Source organism: Pseudomonas sp. MWU13-3659, assembly GCF_023757525.1.
Classification (GTDB): Bacteria; Pseudomonadota; Gammaproteobacteria; order Pseudomonadales; family Pseudomonadaceae; genus Aquipseudomonas; species Aquipseudomonas entomophila_E.
This window is the reverse complement of sequence record NZ_JAMSHW010000017.1, coordinates 30,341-56,712: the sequence shown is the minus strand read 5'-3', so window position 1 is coordinate 56,712 and position 26,372 is coordinate 30,341. Positions and strand designations below refer to the sequence as shown.

Here is a 26,372-nt window from a genome sequence, read left to right as displayed (position 1 = left end):
GTCCGCGCCAGCCAGAAGAGATGTCGATGACCCAACCCACCCCCTGCTACCACTGCGCCCTGCCCGTCCCCGCCGGCAGCCGCTTCACCGCCGTGGTCCTCGGCGAGCCCCGGCTGTTCTGTTGCCCCGGCTGCCAGGCGGTGGCCGAGTCCATTGTCGCCGGGGGCCTGGAGCACTATTACCAGCATCGCAGCGACACCAGCGCCAACCCCGAAGCCCTGCCCCGCCAATTGCAAGACGAACTGGCCCTGTACGACCGCAGCGATGTGCAGCAGTCATTCGTGCGCCATGAGGGCGAACTGGCCGAAACCACTCTGATGGTCGAAGGCATCAGCTGCGCCGCCTGCGGTTGGCTGATCGAGAAGCACCTGCGCAACCTGCCCGGCGTCGCCGAGGCGCGCCTGAACCTGTCCAACCACCGCCTGCTGATTACCTGGGCCGACAGCCAGTTGCCGCTGTCGACGCTGCTGGCCGAACTGCGCCAGATCGGCTACGCCGCCCACCCCTACCAGCCCGACCAGGCCGCCGAGCTACTGGCCCAGGAAAACCGTAGCGCCCTGCGCCGTCTCGGCGTGGCCGGGCTGCTGTGGTTCCAGGCGATGATGGCGACCATGGCCACCTGGCCGGAATTCAACATCGACCTGTCGCCCGAGCTGCACACCATCCTGCGCTGGGTCGCGCTGTTTCTCACCATTCCCATCGTTTTCTACAGCTGCGCGCCATTCTTCAAGGGCGCCGCCCGCGACCTGCGCACGCGCCACCTGACCATGGACGTCTCGGTGTCGCTGGCCATCGGCCTGGCCTTCTGCGCCGGAATCTGGACCGCGATCACCGGTAGCGGCGAGCTGTACTTCGACACCGTGGGCATGTTCGCGCTGTTCCTGCTCACCGGGCGCTACCTTGAGCGCCGCGCCCGCGAACGCACGGCGGCGGCCACCGCGCAACTGGTCAACCTGCTGCCCGCCTCGTGCCTGCGCCTGGATTCAAACGGCCAGGCCGAGCGCATCCTGCTGGGCGAGCTTCGCTGTGGCGACCGCGTCCAGGTACTGCCCGGCGCGGTGATCCCGGCCGATGGCCGCATCCTCGAGGGCCGTTCCAGTGTCGACGAATCGCTGCTCACCGGCGAATACCTGCCCCTGCCCCGCCGCAGTGGCGACACGGTTACCGGCGGCACGCTCAACGTCGAGAGCACCCTGACCGTTGAAGTCCAGGCCCTGGGCCAGGACTCGCGCCTGTCGGCCATCGTCCGCCTGCTGGAACGGGCGCAACTGGAGAAGCCGCGCCTGGCCGAAATCGCCGACCGCGCCTCGCAGTGGTTCCTGCTGTTCAGCCTGGTGGCCGCGGCTATCATTGGCCTGGCCTGGTGGCAGCTGGATGCCCCGCGGGCATTCTGGATCGTCCTGGCGATGCTGGTTGCCACCTGCCCCTGCGCCCTGTCGCTGGCCACCCCCACCGCGCTCACCGCCGCCACCGGCACCCTGCACAAGCTCGGCTTGCTGATTACCCGCGGTCATGTGCTGGAGGGTCTGAACCAGATCGACACGGTGATCTTCGACAAGACCGGCACCCTCACCGAAGGCCGTCTGGCCCTGCGCAGCATCCGCCCACTGGGGCGGCTGGACGGCGACCAGTGCCTGGCGCTGGCGGCCGCCCTGGAAAACCGTTCCGAACACCCCATCGCCCGTGCCTTTGGCCGCGCTGCCCGGCCCGCCGAAGAGGTCAATGCCGTCCCCGGCCTGGGCCTGGAGGGCGAGACGGACGGCCAGCGCCTGCGCATCGGCCAGGCCACCTTTGTCTGCGCCCTGAGCGGTGCCGAGGTGCCCGCCGTGCCCGAGCCGCGCGGGCAATGGCTGCTGCTGGGTGATCGTCACGGCCCGCTGGCCTGGTTCGGCCTCGACGACCGCCTGCGCGACGACGCCCCGGACCTGGTTGCGGCCTGCAAGGCGCGTGGCTGGCAGACCCTGCTGCTGTCCGGCGACAGCTCGCCAATGGTCAACGAAGTCGCCACCCAACTGGGCATCGACACGGCCGTCGGCGGCCTGCGTCCGGACGACAAGCTGGCCCGCCTCAAAGCCCTGCAGGCCGAAGGCCGCAAGGTGCTGATGCTGGGTGACGGGGTCAACGACGTGCCGGTGCTGGCCGCCGCCGACATCAGCATTGCCATGGGCAGCGCCACGGACCTGGCCAAGACCTGCGCCGACGCAGTGCTGCTGTCCAACCGCCTGCAGGCGCTGGCGCAGGCCTTCGACTTGGCCCGCCGCACCCGCCGCAACATTGTCGAGAACCTGCTCTGGGCGACGCTGTACAATGGCCTCATGCTGCCATTCGCCGCGTTGGGCTGGATCACCCCGGTCTGGGCGGCGGTCGGCATGTCGGTCAGTTCGCTGATCGTCGTGCTCAATGCCTTGCGCCTGACCCGCCTGCCCGCAGGCGCGGGCAAGCCCGCGAACGAGGCGCCCCAGCCTGGAAGGACCAACCTATGCCCGCCCTCTATGTGATGATCCCCGCCGCCCTGCTGCTGGTCGGCGTCGCCGTGTACATCTTCTTCTGGGCGGTGGACAGCGGCCAGTACGACGACCTCGAAGGCCCGGCCCACAGCATCCTGTTCGACGACCAGGACCCGCGACACCAGGCGGCCGCCAAGCCGGAACCAGTACCGCCCGAAGACAAGGACTCGACCCCGCGTGCCTGAACTGCTTCCCCTGCTCGGTTCGGCGCTGGTCCTGGGCTTGCTGGGTGGTGGCCACTGCCTGGGCATGTGCGGCGGCCTGATGGGCGCCCTGACCCTCGCCATCCCGCCTGAACAACGCGGCCGTCGCCTGCGCCTGCTGCTGGCCTACAACCTCGGACGCGTGCTCAGCTACGCCTGCGCCGGCCTGCTGCTGGGCCTGGCCGGCGTGGCCCTGGCCAGCAGCCCGCTGGCCATCGGCCTGCGGGTCGTCGCGGCGCTGTTGCTGATCAGCATGGGCCTGTACCTGGCGGGCTGGTGGAGCGGCCTGACCCGTATCGAAGCCCTCGGTCGTGGCCTGTGGCGGCATGTGCAGCCGCTGGCCACACGGCTGCTGCCGGTGTCCAGCCTGCCTCGCGCCCTGCTGCTCGGCGCCCTGTGGGGCTGGCTGCCCTGCGGGCTGGTGTACAGCACCCTGCTGTGGGCGGCGAGCCAGGGCGATGCGCTGCACAGCGCGGCGCTGATGCTGGCCTTCGGCGTGGGCACCTGGCCGGTGCTGCTGGCCACGGGGCTGGCAGCCGAACGGGTCGGCGCGCTGTTGCGCAAGCGTGGGGTACGGATGGCTGGCGGTGTGCTGGTGATCCTGTTTGGTGTGTGGACGTTGCCTGGGCCTCACCAGCATTGGCTGATGGGGCACTGAGCAAAGCGGTTCGCCGGCAAGGCCGGCTCCTACAGGCTCCGCGCCAGCCCTTGGAGGAGCCGGCCTTGCCGGCGAACGCCCTTGATGCAAATCAACACGCCCCAGCGCTTGCGCCCCTAGACTCCGGACACTGCAGCTCTATCCGGGGACCACCCACATGCTCGACGACCTACGCTGGGACGCCGACCTGATTCGTCGCTACGATCTGGCCGGGCCACGCTACACCTCCTATCCGACCGCCGTGCAGCTGCACGGCGAAGTGGGCTCGTTCGACCTGCTCCACGCCCTGCGTGAAAGCCGCCGCGCCACCCGCCCCTTGTCGCTGTATGTGCACGTGCCATTCTGCGCCAACATCTGCTACTACTGCGCCTGCAACAAGGTCATCACCAAGGACCGCGCCCGCGCCGCCCCCTACCTGCAGCGCCTGGAGCAGGAAATCCAGCTGATCGCCTGCCACCTCGACCCCAGGCAGCAGGTCGAGCAGTTGCACTTCGGCGGCGGCACCCCGACCTTCCTCAGCCACGTGGAACTGCGCCAGCTGATGGCGACCCTGCGCCAGCACTTCAACCTGCTGGACGACGACTCGGGCGACTATGGCATCGAGATCGACCCACGCGAGGCCGACTGGTCGACCATGGGCCTGCTCCGCGAGCTGGGCTTCAACCGTGTCAGCCTTGGGGTGCAGGACCTCGACCCGGCCGTGCAGCGCGCGGTCAACCGCCTGCAGAGCCTGGAGCAGACCCGCACCCTGATCGAGGCCGCACGGACCCTGCAGTTCCGCTCGATCAACCTGGACCTGATCTACGGCCTGCCCAAGCAGACCCCGGAAGGCTTCGCCCGCACCGTCGAGGAAGTGATCCGCCTGCAACCCGACCGCCTGTCGGTTTTCAATTACGCCCACCTGCCCGAACGCTTCATGCCCCAGCGGCGCATCGACGGCAACGACCTGCCGGCACCGGCCGCCAAGCTGGAAATGCTCCACGCCACCATCGACCAGCTCACCGCTGCCGGCTACCGCTACATCGGCATGGACCACTTCGCCCTGCCCGACGACGAACTGGCCATCGCCCAGGAAGAAGGCACCCTGCAACGCAACTTCCAGGGCTACACCACCCACGGCCATTGCGACCTGATCGGCCTGGGCGTCTCGGCAATCAGCCAGATCGGCGACCTGTACTGCCAGAACAGCAGCGACCTGAACACCTACCAGGACACCCTTTCCAGCGCCCAGCTGGCCACCCAGCGCGGCCTGCTGTGCAACCAGGACGACCGCCTGCGCCGGGCGGTGATCCAGCAGTTGATCTGCCACTTCGAACTGGACTTCGAACCGATCGAACAGGCCTTCACCATCGATTTTCGCGGCTACTTCAATGATCAGTGGCCCGAACTGCTGACCCTTCAGCGCGACGGGCTGATCAGCCTGGACGCCAAGGGCATCCGCGTCCTGCCGGCGGGACGCCTGCTGGTACGCTCGGTGTGCATGGTATTCGATGGCTACCTGGCCCTGCACAATCGCCAGCGTTTTTCGCGGGTGATCTGAGGGTATTGAGTCGTTTCACCGCATGGACAGCCCGCCTTTCGAGGCACACTATGGACAGTTGAACGGTGCCGGAACACCCCTTCCGGTCCGTCGCTAGCGTGCACCAAAAATGCGCACACTGGCCTACAGCCCATGCCGCAGGTTATCCTTACGGCTTATGTGTGCTTTCCCACAAGGATCGAAAGAAATGTCCGAGCCAGTAAAACTGCGCCCACACAACCAGGCCCACTGCAAGGATTGCAGCCTGGCCCCCCTGTGCCTGCCCCTGTCCCTGAACCTGGAAGACATGGACGCACTGGATGAAATCGTCAAACGCGGCCGCCCGCTGAAGAAGGGCGAGTTCCTGTTCCGCCAGGGTGACAATTTCGGCTCGGTCTATGCGGTCCGCTCCGGCGCCCTAAAAACCTTCAGCCTCAGCGATGCGGGCGAAGAGCAGATCACCGGTTTCCACCTGCCCAGCGAACTGGTCGGCCTGTCCGGCATGGACACCGAGGCCTATCCAGTGTCGGCCCAGGCCCAGGAAACCACTTCGGTGTGCGAAATCCCCTTCGAGCGCCTTGACGAACTCTCGGTCCAGCTACCGCAGCTGCGTCGCCAGCTGATGCGCGTGATGAGCCGGGAAATCCGCGACGACCAGCAGATGATGCTGCTGCTGTCGAAAAAGACCGCCGACGAACGCATCGCCACCTTCCTGGTCAACCTGTCCGCGCGCTTCCGCGCCCGTGGCTACTCGGCCAACCAGTTCCGGCTGAGCATGTCGCGCAACGAGATCGGCAACTACCTGGGGCTGGCCGTGGAAACCGTGTCCCGCGTGTTCACCCGCTTCCAGCAGAACGGCCTGCTCAAGGCCGAGGGCAAGGAAGTGCACATCCTCGACCCGATCCAGCTGTGTGCGCTGGCCGGTGGCGCACTCGAAGCCTGACCGCCCGGTGAACAGGGTATACTGGCGCCGAGTTTTTCCAGGATACCCGCCCATGCACAGCGACACCTTCGACCTCAAAGCCTTGATCCGCCCGGTAGTGGACTTCCCCAAGCCGGGCGTGATCTTCCGCGACATCACCCCGCTGTTCCAGTCGCCGCGCGGGCTGCGCTATGTCGCCGACCAGTTCATCGAGCGCTATGTCGAAGCCGACTTCAGCCACATCGGCGCCATGGACGCGCGAGGCTTCCTGATCGGCTCGATCATCGCCCACCAGCTGAACAAGCCGCTGATCCTGTTCCGCAAGCAGGGCAAGCTGCCGGCTGACGTATTGTCGGAGGGTTACCAGACCGAGTACGGCGAAGCCTTCCTGGAAGTGCACGCCGACAGCCTCTGCGACGGCGATTCGGTGCTGATCTTCGATGACCTGATCGCCACCGGCGGCACCCTGCTGGCCGCGGCGAACCTGGTGCGCCGCACCGGGGCGAAGGTATTCGAGGCGGCGGCGATCATTGACCTGCCGGAGCTGGAGGGCTCGCGCCGACTGCAGGCGGCCGGGGTACCGACCTTCTGCCTGACCGAGTTCTCCCTCAGCGAATATTGAAAGCAGCGGCAAGCTGCAAGCTGCAAGTAAAAGCAAGTCGATGCAGACCTATTTCACTTGCCGCTTGAAGCTTGCAGCTTCAAAGCGATATCGGCCTGCGCCCGGCAAAGGCGTGGGCCAGCGTCCCGCCATCCACCAGCTCGAGTTCCCCACCCAACGGCACGCCATGGGCGATGCGCGTAGCGGTCAGGCCCTTCTCGACCAGCAGCTGGGCGATGTAGTGGGCGGTCGCCTCCCCTTCCACCGTCGGGTTGGTGGCCAGGATCACCTCGCTGAAGGTGCCTTGCTCTTCGATCCGCGACATCAGTTGCGGAATACCGATAGCCTCCGGCCCCAGGCCATCCAGCGGCGACAGGTGCCCCTTGAGCACGAAATAACGGCCACGATAGCCAGTCTGTTCCACCGCATACACATCCACCGGCCCCTCGACCACGCACAGCTGCGTGTCGTCACGGCGCGGGTCGGCGCACTGCGGGCACAGTTCCTGCTCGGTCAGCGTGCGGCATTGGCGGCAGTGGCCGACACCTTCCATGGCCTGGCTCAGGGCCTGGGCCAGGCGCGTACCGCCACTGCGGTCACGCTCCAGCAGTTGCAGGGCCATGCGCTGGGCGGTTTTCTGGCCGACGCCGGGCAGGATGCGCAGGGCGTCGATCAGTTGGCGGATCAGGGGGCTGAAGCTCATGTGTGCAGGCCTGCCAATTCAGGAATCAGAATGAACAAGGGAGCAACGACCGACAGGTCGTTGCTCCCCATTTGAAGCAAAAGGCCGATCAGAACGGCATCTTGAAACCAGGCGGCAGTTGCATGCCAGCGGTCATGCCGCCCATCTTTTCCTGGCTGCTCTGCTCGATCTTGCGCACCGCGTCGTTGAGCGCAGCGGCGATCAGGTCCTCGAGCACTTCCTTGTCGTCGGCGTCAGTCGACATCAGGCTCTGGTCGATGCTGACGCGCTTGACGTCATGGCGACCGGTCATCACCACACTCACCAGGCCGCCACCGGACTGGCCGGTGACTTCGGCGTTGGCCAGCTCTTCCTGCATCTTCTGCATCTTTTCCTGCATCTGCTGGGCCTGCTTCATCAGGCCGGCCATGCCACCTTTCATCATGGGGGTATACCTCGATTGGGTCATGTGATGCGGCCCGGCACGGGGCGGGCCGCATGGTTATTCGTTCACTGCCCCGGGCTGGCCAGGGCGTCCACAGGCTCAATAGTATCCTGCCTTACCGTCGCACCGAACTGCCGGATCATCTGCTGGATGAGCGGGTCCTGCTCGATCGACACCACGGCCTCGTGCTGGCGCTCCGAGCGCTTGCGCGCGGCGGCCTGGGCCGGAGTCTCCTGCTCCGGGCGGATCAGCTCGATCTTCAGGCGGATCTCACGCCCGAGCTGCTGGTTGAGCGCGTCGTTGAGGCGGCGCTGTTGCGTGCTGTTGAACAGCGCGCCTTGCCCTGGGTCCAGGTGCAGCAGCCAATCGTCACCGTCGGCGGCAATCAGCGTACAGTTCGCGGCGATGTTGCCTGTCATACCGGAGACAGGCAACTGTGGGAATAATTCCAGCCATTGCAGGGCCAGACCAGTGGCCGGCTTGGATGCGGGCAGGGGTTCCGGGGCGGTGACCGGCTTTTCTTCCTGCACATGTTCGGCCAGCTCGTCCAGGTAGCTGAAGCCTGCCGGGTCGCTGTCCGCAACGTAGTATTCCTCGTCCATCGGCGGCTCGTCGTCACGATCCATGCCGACCGCGCCATAAGCAGCCGGATCGAACGGTGGCTCGTCGTAGCCTGGCGGGCTGGCGATGGGCTCGGCGGCTGGCGCCTGGATGACTTCGGGTTTTGGCGCGACGGCCGGAGGCGCGGAAGGCTCTTCCCAAGGCAGGTCGACCACCTCCTCGACCGGCTGCGGCTCGGGCACCGGCTCAGGCGCTACCGCGGGGGCAGCCTGCACTACAGGCTCAACGACCGGCTCGGGCTGGCGCTCGACTGGCGCAGGGGCTTGCTCGACGATTTGGGCGACAGGGCTGGCAACGGGCTCCTCGATAGCAACGGCCGCCACTGCCACCGGTTGGGCCGGATCAGCTGTGGCCTGGCTGATCCCCACCGGCTTTAGTACCGGTTTCGGCGCATCGTCGCTGTCGGCCGGGCGGAACGCCAGCATGCGCAGCAGCACCATCTCGAAGCCGCCACGCGGGTCTGGCGCCAGCGGCAGGTCGCGACGGCCGATCAGGCCCATCTGGTAATAGAACTGCACGTCCTCAGCCGGCAACGCCTGGGCCAGGGCCAGCACGCGATCGCGGTCGCCCTGGCCGTTGTCGACGGCCTCGGGCAGCGCCTGGGCGATGGCCACGCGGTGCAGCACGTTGAGCATTTCCGAGAGCACGCCGTTCCAGTCCGGCCCTTGCTCGGCAAGATCGCGAACAGCTTCCAGGAGCGCCCGGGCATCGCCCTCCAGCAGCGCCTGGAGCACGCCATAGACCTGCCCGTGGTCGAGCGTACCGAGCATCGCCCGCACATCGGCGGCCAGCACCTTGCCCTCGCCGAAGGCGATGGCCTGGTCGGTCAGGCTCATCGCGTCGCGCATGGAGCCATCGGCGGCGCGCCCGAGCAGCCACAGGGCGTCGTCCTCGAACGGCACGTTCTCGGCGCCCAGCACGTGGCTGAGGTGCTCGACCACCCGCTCCGGGCTCATGTTCTTCAGCGAGAACTGCAGGCAGCGCGACAGGATGGTCGCCGGCAGCTTCTGCGGGTCGGTGGTGGCGAGGATGAACTTGACGTAGGGCGGCGGCTCTTCCAGCGTCTTCAGCAAGGCATTGAACGAGTGCGTGGAAAGCATGTGCACTTCGTCGATCAGGTAGACCTTGAAACGCCCGCGGCTTGGTGCGTACTGCACGTTGTCGAGCAGCTCGCGGGTGTCTTCGACCTTGGTGCGGCTGGCGGCGTCGATCTCGATCAGGTCGACGAAGCGCCCCTCGTCGATCTCCCGGCACACCGAGCAGGTGCCGCAGGGTGTCGAGGTGATACCGGTCTCGCAGTTCAGGCACTTGGCGATGATCCGCGCGATGGTGGTCTTGCCCACCCCGCGGGTGCCGGTGAACAGGTAGGCGTGGTGCAGGCGCTGGTTGTCCAGGGCGTTGATCAAAGCCTTGAGCACATGGGTCTGGCCGACCATTTCGCGGAACGAGCGCGGACGCCATTTACGTGCAAGAACCTGATAACTCATCAAAAAACCATCGTGACCGGAGCGGGCGGAAAGAGCGCTAATGCTAGCGGAGCGGGGCCGAAATTGCACCCTGCCGATCTCGTCTAAGCTCAGTGACGGGCACACGAGCGGACAGATCAGGGAGGATGCGACGTGCGCCGAGTCCTGGCCTTGCTGTTGTTGTGGACCACCCAGAGCCTGGCCGAGCAGCCAGTGCTGCGCTTTTCCATCGCCGAAAGCTGGAGCATGCCACTGATGCGCACCGAGCAGGAGCAACCGGTGGAGGGCATCATCTTCGACCTGACCCAGGCCCTGGCCCGGGAAGCCGGCGCGCGCCCGCAGTACCACGTAATGGCCCGCCTGCGCCTGCAAGAGGCCATGCACAATGGCGATATCGACGTGCGTTGCTATGTTTCCCCGCAGTGGCTGAGCGAGCCCCCAGGCGACTACCTGTGGAGCGTCCCACTGATCGAACAACGCGACCTGCTGGTCGGCCGTGCCGGCGACAGTGGCCCGGCCACCCCGGAAAGCCTGCCGCCCCAGGCCATCGGCACCGTGCTCGGCTACACCTACCCTACCCTCGAACCGCTGTTCAGCAGTGGCCGCTTGCAACGCGAGGACAGCCGCAGCCAACTGCTGGCCCTGCAGAAACTCCAGGCCGGGCGCTATCGGCATGCCGTGAGCAATCAGCTGTCGCTGCAGTGGTTCAATCGCCAGTTGCCGGCGGCGCAGCGCCTGCATGGTCTGGCCGTGCTGCAGGAGCAGGCGCTGGGCTGCATGGTGCGCAACGACCCGGCACTGCCAACCCAGGCGCTGCTCAGGGCCCTGGTGCGGTTGAAGCAGTCCGGGGAGATCGAGCGGATCATCGAGCGCTATACCGATGAGCGCACCCAACGGCACCTGGCCGAGGGCGACGGAAACTAGCCTGTCACCCGGGCCACGCTGAGCGCCGCCATGTACAGACCAAGGCCAAACACACTGTGCGTCGCCAGGCTGCGCAGGCAGCTCTTCACCGGCGCGGGCGTTTTCGCCGCGAAGCAACCCGCCCCCAGTGCCGGCTGGACCACGCACAGCGGCACCAGCACCGAAACGATCCCGAACAGCAGCGCTGGCCAGAGTGTCGGATCTAGCAGCCAACCCTGCCCAGCCATCCCGATCAACAGTCCGGCGAACAACAGACCGGTGGCATAGTGGATCAGCCAACCCCACATCAGCTCACCGCTGACCGGGGCCGCCTTGACGATTGCCGGGTGCCGCCAGCGGCCCTCGAACAGATGCCCCGCCCAGCGTCCGATCATGGCGTAGTTCAAGGTGGTGATACCCAGGCGCCGAAGCACAAACGTCCACAGGTCCATGATCAGCGTGGCACCTATGCCGATCGACAGGATGGAGAGAGTCAGGGGAATGGTGGTCATGGCGAATACCCTTGGCGGATTGACGGAAAAGTCCATGCCGCGCAGCATGCAAGTTGAAGTCAACTTCAAGTCAAGGAGTCAGGGATGGACATCGCCGATGTCGCCAGGCGCACGGGAGTGCCGGCGTCCACGCTGCGCTACTACGCCAACAAAGGCTTGCTCAGGTCACTGTCGGTTCGTGGCCAGCGCCGGCAGTTCCCGGCCGATACACCGGAACGCCTGGCATTGATCGCCCTGGGCCAGGCGGCCGGGTTTTCGCTGGATGAGGTGGCGGCGATGCTGGTGGAGCAGCAAGTCGACCGGCAGATGTTGCTGGCCAAGGCCGCCGAAATCGACCGGCGAGTGAGGCGCCTGCAGGCAATGAGCAAGGGCTTGCGACACGCGGCGGCATGCCCGGAGGAGAACCATTTGCAGTGCCCGACATTCCAGCGCTTGATGAAGGTGTCGGCCAGCCAGGGCAAACGACGCCAACACCTGTAGGAGCCGGCCTTGCCGGCGAACACCGGCAAAGCCGGTGCCATAAACCGGTGATGCCCCGTTCGCCGGCAAGCCGACGCCTACATCAATGGCCGTGCAGCTCGCGGAACGGCTGGCCTTTGTGGTAATTGACCCACTCTTCCACATCGAACGGCAGGTACAACTGCCGGCGCGCCCGCGACAACGCGATGTACACGGCGCAGATCCGCGCATCGAAGGCGTAGGCATCCTTGAAGCGATCAGTCGTCATCAACTCCGGCGTGAGCAGCACACGGTCGAATTCGAGCCCACCGGCCTGCTCCGCCATCATCAAGGTGAGGCTGGCGTGATGATCGGCCACCCGCGCCGCGAGCACGGTCAGGTCGGCCAGCTTGTAACCGGCTTCAAGCCGCGCCTCGACCCAGCGGAAGGAGGCATCGAAGCGCTCTGCCTCACGCACTTGCTGCCAGTCGAGCAGATGGGCGAAGTACGGGTGCGCGCCCTCGGCATCCTGCCCTGGGGCATAGAACCCCGCCCGGAACAGGCCTACCGCCGTGGTCATGAAGCGGCGCATGTCGGCCCAGTCGGGAAACCTCAGCAGGCAGTTCGATTCGGCCATCTCCATCGCCCAACGCATGCTGTCCCAGGGTGAGGCGGTCAGCACCACACACCCCTCGGGCGGGACAAAGCCCTCGGGGTAATGTTCGATGCCCACATCCACACTGCGCGCCGCCTCGAAAGCTACCTTAGACTTCTGCGAATGCATGCCGATCAATGGGTTGATCAGGCGCTCGACCTTGGGCCCGGAACGCACGGCGAAAGCGATGTCTTTCTGGCGTACCTGGCGCTCGCGCCGGACCACCGCCCCCGAAGCCTTTTGATACTCGTCGCCCAGGGTGATCAGCACCTGGCGACCGCGCTCGATGACCTGCAACAGCGCGGCCGGCAGATCCTGGCTTTCATCGATGATGACGTGGCTGAAGCGCCCGGGCACGCTGCAACCGGCAAGGCTGGCGCGCTTGATCAGCAACAACGCCTCGAACCCGGTCTGCGCCGCCCACGCCGGATGCGCTTCGACATAGCGCCACAGGCGGCTGGCGTACTCGAGCAACACCTGGGCATCCAGGTTCGACAGCGCCTGGCGGAAGAACGGCAGATGCCGGCTCGACAGGCTGTAATCCCGTGATTCGCAGTAGTTGTGCAGCACTTCCAGGCAGATCTCGAAGGCATGCTCGGCGTCGTACTGGCGCACACCGAGGATCCCCAGCTCCTCGGCCAGCTTGCGCTTGCCCGGCCCTCGCGCGGTCGCCCTGGCAGATGCCGGCCCGCGATCCCTGAGCAGCGCCTGGGCAAACTGGGCAAAGGTCATGCCGACCTTCGCCTGCGCGTCCAGGCCCATGCGCTGGCGCAGCGTGGCCAGCTTGGCCGGGGTGCGCGCCAGGGGCAGCACCCGGCCACGCGGCAGGCAGTCCATGAGCGCGCCCAGCAGGTAACTCTTGCCGATGCCGGCATAGCCCTGAACGTGCAGGTCTTCGTCGAGGTTGGCGCGTACGACCTTGAGCAGCTTGTCTTGTTCTACGGTCAGCCAGCGCTCCTTGTCGAAGCCGGTGACCACTTGCTGGCTGAACGGGTTGTCCTGAAGGTGCCGGCGAATGCGGTAGTCGAAGTCCCACTTGCCATCGGCCAGCAGGTATTCCCGGCTTTTCACGTCTTGCGCGTCGAGCAGGTGAAGTTTCGAACCCTTGATCACCTCGAGCCCGAAGTACAACTTGCGCGCATCGAACAACCGATACGCCTCCGACAACAACCCGACACCTTCGCCGTGGGAGCCGTCGATAGCCCACGCCAACAACTTGCCGAGGATTTTTTCCGCCGCCAGCGCATCGACCCTGCCCGAAGCCTGGGCCAGGTTCTGGATCACCAGCAGCGCCGCCAGCTCAGGGTCGCTCAAACCCTCGAGCACCGGTACCCCCTCGGCCTGCAACAAACCCTGGCAGCACTCAGCGGTGATCGGCAGGAACACCGGGCGGGAAAAGTCGAAGTGTTCAGGTTGCATCGTCGTTCGCGGTCCAGGTGCGGAGGATCATTCAGGGCTTGCCGGCATCGGGCCCCTGCCCGATCACCAGCTCGAAGCGGTAGGCACCCAGCGAGCCCGACATCTCACCCGGATAGGTGGTGCCAGGCGCTTGCTCGTCCAGGGCACTGTCGAGTTCGTGCAGCGCCAGTTCCAGCAACTTGCGAAGATCACGTGCGTTGCCCGCCGATACGTTCACCTGCAGCTCCAGCGCCGGCTTTGCTTCGGTGGGAGGCGGTGCAGCCTCGCCCAGGATACGCTCATGCTCCTCTTCCATCTGGTCGAGCACCTGCGACAGCTCCAACACCCGCTCGGGCTGGGCGATCATCTGGTCCTTGATCTCCAGGCGGCGTAGCTGCCATTCCCGGATCTTGTGACGGGTGATCTCGTCGACATGTTCCACGGTCGCTCTCTCCTGGCCGAACGGACTGACACGATGGGTGCATGATAAGGCGCCGCGCAGGATTGTGCAGGCGTAAAGGCGTGTACGGATGTGAAGGCGGGGATGAAACGAGGACGAAGAAGAAAAATCCTGCGCCCAAAATGGAGGCGGCCCCACCAGCCACACCCCGGCACTCGATGTTCCCGCTATGGCTGCTCCCTTCCGGGCCTGACCAGGTTAACGGGTAATCAATGCGGGGGGACCGATGGGGCCACCACGACGGCTCGCCATGTGACGAGCCGCGCCATTGTACAGCGCCGGGAAGAAGTTACAACCTTTGAGCGAGAAAAAACCATCATTTCTCAAGGACTTGTGATGGCGTGAGGAACGGCGCAACGCCCGTAGGAGCCGGCCTTGCCGGCGAACGGCTCAACGCAGGGTTGCCTTGTGGCGCCTGCACCGGCCCTTTCGCCGGCAAAGCCGGCTCCTACGGATTGATCAAAGCGCGATGCCTTGGTCTGCCATGAAGACCACGAACTGCTCCTCATCCAGCACCTTGACCCCCAGCTCGTTGGCCTTGGCCAGCTTGGAACCGGCGCCGGGCCCGGCGACCACGCAGTGGGTCTTGCCGGACACCGACCCGGCCACCTTGGCGCCCAGGCTTTCCAGCTTCTCCTTGGCGACATCGCGGCTCATGCGTTCCAGGGTTCCGGTCAACACCCAGGTCTGGCCGGCCAGGGGCAGGCCCTCGGCGGACTTCTTCTCGCAGGACCAGTGCATGCCGAAGTCCAGCAACTGGGCCTCGATGGCACGGGCCAGCAGCTGGTTGGCCTCGTCCCTGAAGAACTCGCGCACGCCTTCTGCCTGCTTGGTGTTCAGGGCCTGACGCAGGTCGATGCCGTCGGCGGCGATGATCTTGTCCAGGGTACCCAGCTTGTCCACCAGCTTTTCCGCGCCGGTGGGGCCGACCGAGGGAATGTCGAGCTTGGCCAGCATGCCGGCGAGCGTGGTGCTGGCGGCGAACTCGGCGCCCAGTTCGCCCTCCTCCTGCAACTGCATGCCACTGGCCAGCAGTTGCGCGATGACGTCGCAGTTGTGCGCGTCCTCGAAGAAGTTGTGGATCTCGTGGGCGACCTCCAGGCCTATGTCCGGCAGGTAGGTGAGCACCTGCGGCAGCGCCACCTGCACCCGCGCCAGGCTGCCCAGCGAGCGGGCCAGCACCTTGGCGGTTTCCTCGCCCACATCGGGGATGCCCAGGGCGTAGATGAAGCGGGCCAGGCTCGGGCGCTTGCTGGCCTCGATGGCCTCCAGCAGCTTGCGGCTGGACACCTCGGCGAAACCTTCGAGCGCGACCACCTGTTCGAATTCAAGCTTGTAAAGATCAGCGGGCGAACGGATCAGGCCTTCATCGACCAACTGCTCGACACTCTTCTCGCCCAGCCCGTCGATGTCCATGGCGCGACGCGACACATAATGAATGATCGCCTGCTTGAGCTGAGCGGCGCAGCTCAGGCGACCGACACAGCGATACACAGCACCCTCGCTGATGGTTTCCTTGCCCTTGCTACGCTTGACCAACTGCGTGCGCTCGACCTGCGAGCCACATACCGGGCATTCGCTGGGCACTTCTACCGGGCGGGCATTTTCCGGACGGCGGTCGAGCACCACCTGCATCACCTGCGGAATCACATCGCCGGCGCGGCGGATGATCACCGTATCACCGATGCGCAAACCCAGACGTGCGATCTCATCCATGTTGTGCAAGGTGGCGTTGGAGACCATCACACCCGCCACTTTGACCGGTTTGAGACGCGCTACGGGCGTGACCGCGCCAGTGCGGCCGACCTGGAACTCGACGTCGAGCACCTCGGTGAGCTCTTCCATGGCCGGGAACTTGTGGGCGATCGCCCAGCGTGGCTCGCGGGCACGGAAGCCCAGTTCACGCTGCGACGCCAGGCTGTTGACCTTGAACACCACGCCGTCGATCTCATAGGGCAGGTCGTTGCGGCGCGCGCCGATGTCACGGTAGTAAGCCAGGCATTCTTCGATACCGGCAGCGTGCCTGAGCTCGCGGCTGATCGGCAGGCCCCAGGCCTTGAGCTTTTCAAGGATGCCGATATGGCTATCACCGAACGGCTCGGACACCTGGCCCACGCCATAGCAGCAGAACTCCAGAGGACGGCTGGCGGTGATCTTCGAGTCCAGCTGGCGCAGGCTGCCGGCCGCGGCGTTGCGCGGGTTGGCGAAGGTCTTGCCGCCGGCTTCGGCCTGGGCCGCGTTGAGCCGGTCGAAACCGGCCTTGCTCATGTACACCTCGCCACGTACTTCCAGCACCGCCGGCCAGCCCTCGCCCTGCAACTTGAGCGGAATGTTGCGTACGGTGCGCACATTGGTGCTGATGTCTTCACCGGTGGTTCCATCGCCCCGCGTGGCGCCCTGCACCAGCTGGCCATCGCGGTACAGCAAGCTGACTGCCAGGCCGTCGAGCTTGGGTTCGCAGCTGTAGTCCACCGCGGCCTGCGCAGCGAACAGGTCACCGCCCGGCAGGTCCAGGCCCTCGACCACGCGACGATCGAAATCGCGCAGGTCGTCCTCCTCGAAGGCGTTACCCAGGCTAAGCATCGGAATTTCGTGGCGCACCTGGCTGAATGCCGCCAGCGCCGCACCACCGACCCGCTGGGTCGGCGAATCGGCGGTCACCAGGTGCGGGTGCTCGGCCTCCAACGCCTTGAGCTCGCTGAACAGGCGATCGTACTCGGCGTCGGGCACACTCGGCTCGTCGAGTACGTAGTAGCGATAGTTGTGCTGGTCGAGTTCGGCGCGCAATGCATGGATTCGGGATTCGGCGTTCATTCTTCGTCTTCTCTTGCAAAGCAAAAGAGCAGCCCCAGGCTGCTCTTTTGCTTGAATCATCGCGGCGTGGGCCGAGGCAAGGCCCACCCGCTCGGTTACATCAGCGTTTCTGCGTGAGCGCGCGGCGCTCGAACTCGACGATACGCTGGCGATAGTGCTCGATGGTCTGGGCGGTCAGCACGCTGCGCTGGTCGTCCTTGAGCTCACCGTCGAGCTCGTGGGCAAGTTTGCGGGCGGCGGCGACCATCACATCGAAGGCCTGCTTCGGGTGACGCGGGCCGGGCAAGCCCAGGAAGAAGCTCACCGCACGGGTGCTGAAGTGGTCGATGTCGTCCAGGTCGAACACGCCCGGCTTGACCGCGTTGGCCATGGAGAACAGTACTTCGCCGTGGCCAGCCATGCTCTCGTGACGGTGGAAGATGTCCATCTCGCCGAAACGCAGGCCGCTTTCCAGAATGTTCTGCAGCAGCGCCGGGCCCTTGAAGCCGCCTTCATCGCGGGAGATGACGCTGATCACCAGTACTTCCTCGGCCGGTGGCAACTCTTTGACCGGCGTGCTGGCCGATGCCGCGGCGCCATGACGATTGTTGTCGGCGACAAAATCGTCCTTGTCGTCGGCGAACAGGTCCGGCTCACGGGCTTGCGCAGCCAGGTTCAGGTCGCCCTGCTGCGGCTCGCTGTGGTTGCGCTTGCCGCGCTTGGCGGCCTTGGCCGGCTTGGGTTCGCGCTCACGCTCACGCACAGGCGCGCTGACCGACGGCAGGTCGGACTCGTCCAGCTCAGGTTCCTTGTGCGTCTCCAGCACCCGCGAAGGGCCAAGCACCTCGGCGCCGCCTTCGTCGTCCGGCGCGTTCGCGTAGCTACGGTCCAGACGGAATTTCAGCTTGCCCTTGCCGCCGCGCATGCGCCGCCAGCCGTCGAAAAGAATACCGGCGATGACAATGATGCCGATGAGGATCAGCCACTCGCGCAGACCGATTTCCATGTAATCCCGTGCCTCTATAAAAAATATGCTTGAAAACAAAGGCTTCAAAGGCCTTTAACACGTGGCGCCAACTCTATGTTCTGACAGGCGTTTTACCCACGCAAAAAACAAGTGACATTAAGCTAGCACGACCAAAGGCAACTTTACACCGTCTGTCGCACCTGCTGGGGCTTTTGCCTACAGGTTCGCACCCCATCGTCGCTCATCAGGCGTCGACCATGGCCATCGCCTCCTCCACATCGACGGCGACCAGGCGTGAACAGCCTGGTTCGTGCATGGTCACCCCCATCAATTGATCGGCCATTTCCATGGCGATCTTGTTATGGGTGATGTAGATGAACTGCACGCTTTCGCTCATTTCCTTCACCAGGCGCGCATAGCGCCCCACGTTGGCATCGTCCAGCGGCGCATCGACCTCGTCGAGCATGCAGAACGGTGCCGGGTTCAACTTGAAGATGGCGAACACCAGCGCGAGGGCGGTCAACGCTTTCTCGCCACCGGACAGCAGATGGATGGTGCTGTTCTTCTTGCCCGGCGGGCGCGCCATGATCGTCACCCCTGTATCGAGTAGATCTTCGCCCGTCAGTTCCAGATAAGCGCTGCCGCCACCGAAAACTTTTGGGAAAAGTGCCTGCAATCCGGCATTTATCTGATCAAAGGTATCCTTGAAGCGGTTGCGGGTTTCCTTGTCGATCTTGCGGATGACGTTTTCCAGGGTTTCCAGCGCCTCGACCAGGTCGGCGTCCTGGGCGTCCAGGTAACGCTTGCGTTCGGACTGCTGTTCGTACTCCTCGATGGCCGCCAGGTTGATCGCCCCGAGACGCTGGATGCGCGCCTCGACCTGCTCGAGTTCCTGTTCGGTGCCCTGCTCGCTGGCCTGCGCATCAAGCGTCGCGAGCACGCCCTGAAGATCGTAGCCGTCGCTCAGCAATTGTTCCTGCAAGGTCTTGCGGCGTACATCCAGCCCTTGCGACTCCAGGCGTTGCTGTTCCAGCTGGCCGCGCAGCAGCTGGGCCTGTTGTTCGGCCTGGGTGCGGCGCCGCTCGGCATCGCGCAGCTCGCGGTCGGCTTCGTCCATGTGCAGGCGGGCCTGGCGCATTTCCTCGTCGACACTCATGCGCCGCTCGAGCAGTTCCTCGAGTTTCAGGCGCAGCTCTTCCTGCGGCGCCTCGCCTTCCTCCAGGTTCAGGTTCAACTGCTCCTGGCGCTCGCTCAGGCGCGCGGCCTGTTGTTCCAGGCGTTCCAGCGCCTGGCGCGTGGAATCGTGCTGGGCACGCAGGGAGCCCATGCGCACAGCCAGCTGGTGGGCATGGTCCTTGTGCTGACGGGCCTCCTGGCGAACGCGGTCGAGGCCCTCACGCAGAGTGTCTCGGCGTGCCATCAACTGTTCGCGCAGTTCGGTGTCCTGGGCCATCAGGTCCAGGGATTCTTGCAGCAGCAACCGCGCCTCACCCAACTGCTCATGCTCCAGGGCGCGCTGTTCCTGCACCTCCAACAGCTCTTCCTGCAGCCTGCGCAGGCGCAGCTCCAGCTGTTCGGCACGGGCCCGGCCGGCAGACAGCCGGGCCTTGAGCTCGCCATGCTGGCGGCTTTCGTCCTGACTGCGACGGCGCAATTGCTCGCGCTGGTCTTCGTGGTCGAGTTGCTGTTCACGCAGGCGCTGCAACTGCTCGTCCAGCTGTTCGAGCAGCGCCTCCTGCTCCAGTTGTTCCTGGCCAAGGCGTTCGATTTCCTGGCCTCGGGCCAGCACGCCGCCCTGCGCCTCGCCACCGCGACTGATACGCAGGAAATGGCGCCCGACCCAGTAGCCATCGCGGCTGACCAGGCTCTGGCCATCGCCCAGCGAGCCCCGCAAGGCCAACGCCTGTTCCAGGTTTTCCACCGGCCTGACCTGGCCGAGCCAGGGCGACAGGTCGGTGCGACCCTCGACCTTGTCCAGCAGGCTGCCCGGGATCCGCGCGCCATCGCCCGCCCCCAGCAACAGGCGCAGCTCACCCTGCTCCAGCGTGGTGAAGTCGAGGCTGTCGAAATCGTCGAGCAGCACGGCCTGCAGGTCGGCGCCCAGCACCGTTTCCACCGCCAGCTCCCAGCCCGGCTCGACCCGCAAGCCTTCCGCCAACCGGGGGCGCAGTTCCAGCCCTTGCCCGCGCAACCAGTCGGCAGCATCGGCGCCAGGCTCCAACGCGGCCTGCTGCAAGGCTTCCAACGAAGCCAGACGGCCACCCAGACGTTGCAGATCGCCCTGCTGCTGTTGCTGGGCCTGGCCGGCCTGCTGCAACTGTTCACGCACCGTGTCGAGCTGCTCGACCACCTGGCGCTCCTGAAGCTGCAATTCCTCGAGCAGCAATTCACTGCTGGCCACCTGCTCGCTGAGGTCGGCCATCTCGACATCCTGCGGGTCGGCGCCCAACTGGTCGCGTTCCTCGCCCAGCTTGCGCTGGCGTTCGGCCAGGCGCTCCAGGCTGGATTCGAGCTGCGCCAGACGCGCCTGCTGCACTTCAGCCTGGCGGCGCGGCTCGGCGGAGCGAGTGTTGAAGCTGTCCCACTGCTCCTGCCAGCCGTGCATGCCCAGCTCGGCTTCCTCGAGTGTCGCGGCGGCCTCTTCAGCCGCGGCCAGGGTGAGTTCCTGCTCCGGCGCGAGCATCGCCAGCTCCTCGCCAAGGGTGGCCAGCAGCGTGCGGTCATGGCCCAGGTGCGATTCGGTCTCCAGGCGGGTGCGTTCGGCTTCCTTCAGGTCGTCCTGCAGTTGGCGCAGGCGTTGCTGCCCGTGCTGGATGCTCTGCTCGACCCGGGCGATATCGCCGGCCACCGAATAGAAGCGCCCCTGCACCTGGTTGAAACGCTCGGACAGCTCATGGTGACCGTCGCGCAGGCGCTCGATGCTGGCATCGGCGTTGCGCTGCTCGGCCACCAGCGCCTCGAAGGCAATCTCCTGGTCGCCGATGACCGTCTCGCGCTGGCGCACGCGCTCATCCAGGTCACGCCAGCGCAGCGCTGACAGGCAGGCCTTGAGCTGGCGCTCCTGGGCCTTGTACTCGCGGTACTTTTCGGCGGCCTGGGCCTGGCGGTGCAGGCGTTCGAGCTGGCGTTCGAGCTCTTCGCGCAGGTCGGTCAGCCGCGCCAGGTTCTCTTGTGTGCGGCGGATGCGGTTTTCGGTTTCGCGGCGGCGCTCCTTGTACTTGGAGATGCCCGCTGCCTCCTCGATGAAATTGCGCAACTCCTCGGGCTTGGCTTCGATCAGCTTGCTGATCATGCCCTGCTCGATGATCGAGTAGCTGCGCGGCCCCAGGCCGGTGCCGAGGAAGATGTCGGTGATGTCGCGGCGCCGGCATTTGGCGCCGTTGAGGAAGTAGGTGTTCTGCCCGTCGCGGGTGACCTTGCGGCGGATGGAAATCTCGGCGTAGGCGGCGTATTCGCCCACCAGCGTATTGTCGCTGTTGTCGAACACCAGCTCGATGCTGGCCTGGCTGACTGGCTTGCGGCTGGTGGAGCCGTTGAAGATGACGTCAGTCATCGACTCACCACGCAGGTTCTTCGCCGAACTCTCGCCCATCACCCAGCGCACCGCGTCGATGATGTTCGATTTGCCGCAACCGTTGGGGCCGACCACCGCCGCCATGTTGCTGGGGAAGTTGACCGTGGTCGGGTCGACGAACGACTTGAACCCGGCCAGGCGAATGCACTTCAGGCGCATCGGTCAGGTCCGCGCCAGCGCCGCCAGCACCAGCTCGCAACTGCGCTGGCAATACGCGGTGAGCACCTCGCGGATGCGCGGCAGATCACGGGCGACCACGGCACCGAGCAGGCTGGCGAACAGGTCGAGGTAGTCGACCATGTTGGCCTGGCGCTGGTCGAGGGCGAGATAGTAGGCGCGGCTCATGGCCGGCTGCAGGTTCTCGACGGTCTCCTGCAGGTAGGGGTTGTTGGCGAACGGGTAGGCGGCGCGCATCACCGCGAAGCTGTCGGCGACGAACGTTTTGATGTCGCGACCGGCATGGGCCTGCTGCAGGCGCTGCTGGATGTCCAGGAACGGGCGCAGGTCGCTTTCGGTGCGCCAATGCTGGGCAACGGCGTTGCCCAGCAGGATATAGAACTCGCCCATCAGCTCGCACAGGCTGCGTACGCTGTTCTCGTCCAGTTCGGTCACATGGGCGCCACGGCGCGGCAGGATCGCCACCAGGTGGCGGCGCTCGAGAATGAGCAACGCCTCGCGTACCGAGCCACGGCTGACATTCAACGCCTGGGTGACCTTCAGCTCCTGGATGCGCTCGCCGGGCGCAAGTTCGCCGCGGATGATCCGCTCGGCCAGGTAGTGGGCAATTTGCTCGGAGAGGCTGTCCGGCGCCTTGAACGTCATGGTTTTCCTTCGCAATCTGGATAGCTGTGCACAAGGGCGCGATTGTAGCGCACTTGCCGGGCCTGCGCGCAGCGGAACATGGGGCTTTGTGCGACTTGTCGGTCAGCCGCCATGGCCGGCGCGAACTATGCTTGGGGAAAGGCTCATCGAGGTCGTTCGGCGTTGCCTGGGCAAAATCTTGACCCAAAGGTCAGAAAATTATTGACCACAAGGTCAGGGGTTGCTTAGAGTCCGCCCGAACAACAATAAAATCACTGCGAGGCCCTCCCCCGTGATCCAGTTTCTCGTCAACCAGGAGCTGCACAGCGAGCATGCCCTGGACCCGAACATGACGGTGCTGCAATACCTGCGCGAGCACCTGGGCAAACCCGGCACCAAGGAAGGCTGCGCCAGCGGCGACTGCGGCGCCTGCACCGTGGTCGTGGGCGAACTCGTCCAGGCCCCGCAGGGCGGCGACAGCATCCGCTACCGCAGCCTCAACTCGTGCCTGACGTTCGTCTCCTCCCTGCATGGCAAGCAACTGATCAGCGTCGAAGGCCTCAAGCACCAGGGCGAGCTGCACAGCGTGCAGAAAGCCATGGCCGATTGCCATGGCTCGCAGTGCGGCTTCTGCACCCCCGGTTTCGTCATGTCGCTGTTCGCCCTGCAAAAGAACAGTGAAGGGCACGACTTGCACCAGGCCCAGGAAGCCCTGGCCGGCAACCTGTGCCGCTGCACCGGCTACCGGCCGATCCTCGCCGCCGCCGAGCAGAGCTGCGCCCAGCCCTGCCGCGATCAGTTCGACGCGCAACAGGCGCAGACCATCGCCCGCCTCAAGGCCATCGCCCCGCAACACACCGGCGAACTCAACAGCGGCGACAAACGCTGCCTGGTACCGCTGACCGTGGCCGACCTGGCCGACCTCTACAGCTCGCACCCCGAGGCGCGCCTGCTGGCCGGCGGCACCGACCTGGCGCTGGAGGTCACCCAGTTCCACCGCACCTTGCCAGTGATGATCTATGTCGGCCATGTCGCCGAGCTCAAGCGCATCGACAAGACCGCCACCCACCTGGAGATCGGCGCCGCCACCCCGCTGACCGACTGCTACACCGCGCTCAACGAGGAATACCCCGACTTCGGCGACCTGTTGCACCGCTTCGCCTCGCTGCAGATCCGCAACCAGGGCACCCTGGGCGGCAACATCGGCAACGCCTCGCCGATCGGCGACTCGCCGCCCCTGCTGATCGCCCTGGACGCGCAGATCGTCCTGCGCCAGGGCGAGCGCCAGCGCACCCTGGCCCTGGAAGACTACTTCATCGACTACCGCATCACCGCGCGCCAGGACAGCGAGTTCATCGAGAAGATCATCGTGCCGCGCGCCAGCAACGACTGGACGTTCCGCGCCTACAAAGTGTCCAAGCGCCTGGACGACGATATTTCCGCAGTCTGCGCGGCGTTCAACCTGAGCATCGAGAACGGTGTGGTCAGCGGTGTGCGCATCGCCTTCGGCGGCATGGCGGCGATCCCCAAGCGCGCCCGCGCCTGCGAAGCCGCCCTGCGCGGCAAACCCTGGAGCCAGGCCAGCGTCGAGCGCGCCTGCCAGGCCCTGGCCGAGGACTTCACCCCGCTCAGCGACTTCCGCGCCAGCCGCGAGTACCGCCTGCTGACCGCGCAGAACCTGCTGCGCAAATACTTCATCGAACTGCAATCGCCGCACATCGAAACCCGGGTGACCGCCTATGTCTAACCATCACGCCGTCAAGAGCCAGGCCGAGATGGCCGCACTGTTCAGCCAGGACCTGACCACCGGGGTCGGCCGCAGCCTCAAGCACGACAGCGCCGACAAGCACGTGGCGGGCGAGGCGGTGTACATCGACGACCGCCTGGAATTCCCCAACCAGTTGCACGTCTACGCGCGCACCGCGGACCGTGCCCATGCGCGCATCCTGCGCATCGACACCACGCCCTGCTACCAGTTCGAGGGTGTGCGCATCGCCATCACCCACGAGGACATCCCGGGGCTGAAGGATATCGGCCCGGTGGTCGCAGGTGATCCGCTGCTGGCCATCGACAAGGTCGAGTTCTTCGGCCAGCCGGTGCTCGCCGTGGCCGCCCGCGACCTGGACACCGCCCGCCGCGCGGCGATGGCGGCGATCGTCGAGTACGAAGACCTGGAACCGGTGCTGGACGTGGTCGAGGCACTGCGCAAGAAGCATTTCGTGCTCGACAGCCACACCCACCAGCGCGGCGATTCGGCTGCGGCCCTGGCCAGTGCACCGCACCGTATCCAGGGCAGCCTGCACATCGGCGGCCAGGAACACTTCTACCTGGAAACCCAGATTAGTTCGGTGATGCCCAGCGAAGACGGCGGCATGATCGTCTACTGCTCCACGCAGAACCCCACCGAGGTACAGAAGCTGGTCGCCGAGGTGCTCGACGTGCCCATGCACAAGATCGTCGTCGACATGCGCCGCATGGGCGGCGGCTTCGGCGGCAAGGAAACCCAGGCCGCCAGCCCCGCCTGCCTGTGCGCGGTGATCGCGCGTCTGACCGGCCAGCCGACCAAGATGCGCTTGCCCCGCGTCGAAGACATGATGATGACCGGCAAGCGCCACCCGTTCTACGTGGAATACGACGTCGGCTTCGACGACAACGGCCGCCTGCACGGGATCAACTTCGACCTGGCTGGCAACTGCGGCTACTCGCCCGACCTGTCCGGCTCGATCGTCGACCGCGCCATGTTCCACTCCGACAACGCCTATTACCTGGGCGACGCCACGGTGCATGGCCACCGCTGCAAGACCAACACCGCCTCCAACACCGCCTACCGCGGTTTCGGCGGCCCGCAGGGCATGGTCGCCATCGAACAGGTGATGGACCATATCGCCCGCCACCTGGCGCTCGACCCGCTGGCCGTGCGCAAGGCCAACTACTACGGCAAGACCGAACGCAACGTCACCCATTACTACCAGACCGTCGAGCACAACATGCTCGAAGAGATGACCGCCGAGATCGAGGCCAGCAGCGACTACCACGAGCGCCGCGAATCGATCCGCCGCTTCAACGCCAACAGCCCGGTACTGAAAAAAGGCCTGGCGCTGACCCCGGTAAAGTTCGGCATCTCGTTCACCGCCACCTTCCTCAACCAGGCCGGTGCGCTGATCCACATCTATACCGACGGCAGCATCCACCTCAACCACGGCGGCACCGAGATGGGCCAGGGCCTGAACACCAAGGTCGCGCAGGTGGTGGCGCAGGTGTTCCAGGTCGATTTCAACCGTATCCAGATCACCGCCACCAATACCGACAAGGTGCCCAACACCTCGCCGACCGCTGCTTCCAGCGGTGCCGACCTGAACGGCAAGGCCGCGCAGAATGCCGCCGAGATCCTGAAGAAGCGCCTGACCGAGTTCGCCGCGCGGCACTACAACGTGACCGAGGAAGACGTCGAGTTCCGCAATGGCCATGTGCGCATGCGCGACCAGATCGTCAGCTTCGAGCAACTGGTGCAGCAGGCGTACTTCGCCCAGGTATCGCTGTCGACCACCGGCTTCTACCGCACGCCGAAGATCTTCTACGACCGCTCCCAGGCCCGTGGCCGGCCGTTCTATTACTTCGCCTTCGGCGCCGCTTGCGTGGAGGTGATCGTCGACACCCTGACCGGCGAGTACAAGATGCTGCGCGCCGACATCCTGCACGATGTCGGTGATTCGCTGAACCCGGCCATCGACATTGGCCAGGTGGAAGGCGGCTTCGTCCAGGGCATGGGTTGGCTGACCACCGAAGAGCTGGTGTGGAACAACAAGGGCAAGCTGATGACCAACGGCCCGGCCAGCTACAAGATCCCGGCCATCGCCGACATGCCGGTGGACATGCGCGTGAAGCTGGTGGAGAACCGCAAGAACCCCGAGGACACCGTGTTCCACTCCAAGGCCGTGGGCGAGCCGCCGTTCATGCTGGGCATCGCTGCCTGGTGCGCGATCAAGGACGCCGTGGCGAGCATCGCCGACTACCGCGTACAGCCGGACATCGACGCACCGTCGACGCCGGAGCGGGTGCTGTGGGGCTGCGAGCAGATGCGCAAGGCAGTGGCCGCCGCGCAGCCTGCCGAGCAGGAACTTGAAAGCGTTACTCACTGAGGTTCGGAGGGGGCCTTTCGGGCCCTTTCGCCGGCAAGCCGGCTCCTACGAAAGCCCTGTAGGAGCCAGCTTGCTGGCGAAGAGGCCCGAACAGGCGACCCAGAAACG

General features: G+C 65.5%; 20 protein-coding genes and 1 other RNA gene. 10 read left to right on the top strand and 11 right to left on the bottom strand.

Going from position 1 to position 26,372, the window contains the following annotated elements; all coding sequences use genetic code 11:
* The first annotated feature begins 26 nt into the window (after positions 1-26).
* The 6 genes from NGM28_RS19840 (at position 27) to NGM28_RS19815 (ending at position 6,431) form a co-directional block, all read left to right on the top strand.
* Positions 27-2,498, top strand: a complete 2,472-nt coding sequence (locus NGM28_RS19840) for a heavy metal translocating P-type ATPase (protein WP_252091188.1) — start codon at positions 27-29, stop codon at positions 2,496-2,498.
* Positions 2,480-2,692 carry a cbb3-type cytochrome oxidase assembly protein CcoS gene (gene ccoS / locus NGM28_RS19835; RefSeq protein ID WP_240065680.1) on the top strand — a complete coding sequence of 71 codons (213 nt, stop codon included), beginning with the start codon at positions 2,480-2,482 and terminating at the stop codon, positions 2,690-2,692. The genes NGM28_RS19840 and ccoS overlap by 19 nt, the downstream gene beginning before the upstream one ends.
* Positions 2,685-3,368 (top strand): sulfite exporter TauE/SafE family protein, encoded by a 684-nt coding sequence (locus tag NGM28_RS19830; RefSeq protein WP_252091187.1) that lies wholly within the window; start codon positions 2,685-2,687, stop codon positions 3,366-3,368. Before ccoS ends, NGM28_RS19830 begins: the two co-directional genes overlap by 8 nt.
* A 157-nt stretch (positions 3,369-3,525) precedes the next feature.
* Positions 3,526-4,908, top strand: coding sequence for an oxygen-independent coproporphyrinogen III oxidase (gene hemN / locus NGM28_RS19825; RefSeq protein WP_240065678.1), 1,383 nt, complete (start codon positions 3,526-3,528; stop codon positions 4,906-4,908).
* 187 nt (positions 4,909-5,095) lie between these two features.
* Positions 5,096-5,830: a Crp/Fnr family transcriptional regulator FnrA gene (fnrA, locus tag NGM28_RS19820; RefSeq protein WP_011533044.1), complete on the top strand. Its 735-nt coding sequence runs from the start codon at positions 5,096-5,098 to the stop codon at positions 5,828-5,830.
* Positions 5,831-5,882: 52 nt separating this feature from the next.
* The gene (locus NGM28_RS19815; protein WP_240065677.1) at positions 5,883-6,431 is read left to right on the top strand and encodes an adenine phosphoribosyltransferase; all 549 of its coding nucleotides are present in this window, start codon (positions 5,883-5,885) and stop codon (positions 6,429-6,431) included.
* Between the two features lie 79 nt (positions 6,432-6,510).
* Here NGM28_RS19815 and recR read toward each other — a convergent pair whose 3' ends face one another.
* The 3 genes from recR to dnaX all read right to left on the bottom strand — a co-directional run bounded on the left by recR (position 6,511) and on the right by dnaX (position 9,645).
* Positions 6,511-7,113 carry a recombination mediator RecR gene (recR, locus tag NGM28_RS19810; RefSeq protein WP_252091186.1) on the bottom strand — a complete coding sequence of 201 codons (603 nt, stop codon included), beginning with the start codon at positions 7,111-7,113 and terminating at the stop codon, positions 6,511-6,513.
* 88 nt (positions 7,114-7,201) lie between these two features.
* Positions 7,202-7,537: a YbaB/EbfC family nucleoid-associated protein gene (locus NGM28_RS19805; protein WP_023632783.1), complete on the bottom strand. Its 336-nt coding sequence runs from the start codon at positions 7,535-7,537 to the stop codon at positions 7,202-7,204.
* A gap of 65 nt (positions 7,538-7,602) precedes the next feature.
* Entirely contained in the window at positions 7,603-9,645 is a 2,043-nt protein-coding gene (gene dnaX, locus NGM28_RS19800) for a DNA polymerase III subunit gamma/tau (protein WP_240065675.1), read from the bottom strand.
* A gap of 132 nt (positions 9,646-9,777) precedes the next feature.
* Between dnaX and NGM28_RS19795 the strand changes: the two genes are divergently transcribed.
* The gene (locus NGM28_RS19795) at positions 9,778-10,548 is read left to right on the top strand and encodes a substrate-binding periplasmic protein (RefSeq protein WP_240065674.1); all 771 of its coding nucleotides are present in this window, start codon (positions 9,778-9,780) and stop codon (positions 10,546-10,548) included.
* Here NGM28_RS19795 and NGM28_RS19790 read toward each other — a convergent pair.
* Positions 10,545-11,039: a DUF2938 domain-containing protein gene (locus NGM28_RS19790; protein ID WP_252091185.1), complete on the bottom strand. Its 495-nt coding sequence runs from the start codon at positions 11,037-11,039 to the stop codon at positions 10,545-10,547. The two genes, NGM28_RS19795 and NGM28_RS19790, sit on opposite strands and share 4 nt — an antisense overlap.
* 84 nt (positions 11,040-11,123) lie before the next feature.
* On the opposite strand from NGM28_RS19790, the gene NGM28_RS19785 reads away from it, so the two are divergent.
* A complete protein-coding gene (locus NGM28_RS19785; RefSeq protein ID WP_252091184.1) occupies positions 11,124-11,519 on the top strand; it encodes a helix-turn-helix domain-containing protein in 396 nt (131 codons plus the stop codon).
* Positions 11,520-11,601: 82 nt separating this feature from the next.
* Here NGM28_RS19785 and NGM28_RS19780 read toward each other — a convergent pair whose 3' ends face one another.
* The 7 genes from NGM28_RS19780 to NGM28_RS19750 form a co-directional block, all read right to left on the bottom strand.
* Positions 11,602-13,551: a DEAD/DEAH box helicase gene (locus NGM28_RS19780; protein ID WP_252091183.1), complete on the bottom strand. Its 1,950-nt coding sequence runs from the start codon at positions 13,549-13,551 to the stop codon at positions 11,602-11,604.
* 31 nt (positions 13,552-13,582) lie between these two features.
* Positions 13,583-13,972, bottom strand: coding sequence for a hypothetical protein (locus NGM28_RS19775; RefSeq protein WP_240065670.1), 390 nt, complete (start codon positions 13,970-13,972; stop codon positions 13,583-13,585).
* A 150-nt stretch (positions 13,973-14,122) separates the two neighbouring features.
* Positions 14,123-14,219: signal recognition particle sRNA small type (gene ffs, locus NGM28_RS19770), an RNA gene on the bottom strand.
* 230 nt (positions 14,220-14,449) lie between these two features.
* Positions 14,450-16,804, bottom strand: coding sequence for an NAD-dependent DNA ligase LigA (gene ligA / locus NGM28_RS19765; protein WP_252091182.1), 2,355 nt, complete (start codon positions 16,802-16,804; stop codon positions 14,450-14,452).
* Positions 16,805-16,904: 100 nt separating this feature from the next.
* Complete coding sequence (gene zipA, locus NGM28_RS19760) at positions 16,905-17,789, bottom strand: cell division protein ZipA (RefSeq protein ID WP_240065668.1); 885 nt, start codon at positions 17,787-17,789, stop codon at positions 16,905-16,907.
* 205 nt (positions 17,790-17,994) lie between these two features.
* A complete protein-coding gene (smc, locus tag NGM28_RS19755) occupies positions 17,995-21,483 on the bottom strand; it encodes a chromosome segregation protein SMC (protein WP_252091181.1) in 3,489 nt (1,162 codons plus the stop codon).
* A gap of 3 nt (positions 21,484-21,486) precedes the next feature.
* Entirely contained in the window at positions 21,487-22,146 is a 660-nt protein-coding gene (locus NGM28_RS19750) for a GntR family transcriptional regulator (RefSeq protein ID WP_252091180.1), read from the bottom strand.
* A 271-nt stretch (positions 22,147-22,417) separates the two neighbouring features.
* Between NGM28_RS19750 and xdhA the strand changes: the two genes are divergently transcribed.
* A complete protein-coding gene (gene xdhA, locus NGM28_RS19745) occupies positions 22,418-23,872 on the top strand; it encodes a xanthine dehydrogenase small subunit (protein ID WP_252091179.1) in 1,455 nt (484 codons plus the stop codon).
* A complete protein-coding gene (gene xdhB, locus NGM28_RS19740; RefSeq protein WP_252091178.1) occupies positions 23,865-26,264 on the top strand; it encodes a xanthine dehydrogenase molybdopterin binding subunit in 2,400 nt (799 codons plus the stop codon). The genes xdhA and xdhB overlap by 8 nt, the downstream gene beginning before the upstream one ends.
* Positions 26,265-26,372 lie beyond the last annotated feature (108 nt).

Bases quoted from the DNA above. Each gene is read 5' to 3' on its own strand.
- NGM28_RS19840 (WP_252091188.1), top strand. From the start codon at position 27: ATGACCCAACCCACCCCCTGCTACCACTGCGCCCTGCCCGTCCCCGCC.
- ccoS (WP_240065680.1), top strand. From the start codon at position 2,480: ATGCCCGCCCTCTATGTGATGATCCCCGCCGCCCTGCTGCTGGTCGGC.
- hemN (WP_240065678.1), top strand. From the start codon at position 3,526: ATGCTCGACGACCTACGCTGGGACGCCGACCTGATTCGTCGCTACGAT.
- fnrA (WP_011533044.1), top strand. From the start codon at position 5,096: ATGTCCGAGCCAGTAAAACTGCGCCCACACAACCAGGCCCACTGCAAG.
- NGM28_RS19815 (WP_240065677.1), top strand. From the start codon at position 5,883: ATGCACAGCGACACCTTCGACCTCAAAGCCTTGATCCGCCCGGTAGTG.
- recR (WP_252091186.1), bottom strand. From the start codon at position 7,113: ATGAGCTTCAGCCCCCTGATCCGCCAACTGATCGACGCCCTGCGCATC.
- NGM28_RS19805 (WP_023632783.1), bottom strand. From the start codon at position 7,537: ATGATGAAAGGTGGCATGGCCGGCCTGATGAAGCAGGCCCAGCAGATG.
- dnaX (WP_240065675.1), bottom strand. From the start codon at position 9,645: ATGAGTTATCAGGTTCTTGCACGTAAATGGCGTCCGCGCTCGTTCCGC.
- NGM28_RS19790 (WP_252091185.1), bottom strand. From the start codon at position 11,039: ATGACCACCATTCCCCTGACTCTCTCCATCCTGTCGATCGGCATAGGT.
- NGM28_RS19785 (WP_252091184.1), top strand. From the start codon at position 11,124: ATGGACATCGCCGATGTCGCCAGGCGCACGGGAGTGCCGGCGTCCACG.
- NGM28_RS19780 (WP_252091183.1), bottom strand. From the start codon at position 13,551: ATGCAACCTGAACACTTCGACTTTTCCCGCCCGGTGTTCCTGCCGATC.
- ligA (WP_252091182.1), bottom strand. From the start codon at position 16,804: ATGAACGCCGAATCCCGAATCCATGCATTGCGCGCCGAACTCGACCAG.
- zipA (WP_240065668.1), bottom strand. From the start codon at position 17,789: ATGGAAATCGGTCTGCGCGAGTGGCTGATCCTCATCGGCATCATTGTC.
- smc (WP_252091181.1), bottom strand. From the start codon at position 21,483: ATGCGCCTGAAGTGCATTCGCCTGGCCGGGTTCAAGTCGTTCGTCGAC.
- NGM28_RS19750 (WP_252091180.1), bottom strand. From the start codon at position 22,146: ATGACGTTCAAGGCGCCGGACAGCCTCTCCGAGCAAATTGCCCACTAC.
- xdhB (WP_252091178.1), top strand. From the start codon at position 23,865: ATGTCTAACCATCACGCCGTCAAGAGCCAGGCCGAGATGGCCGCACTG.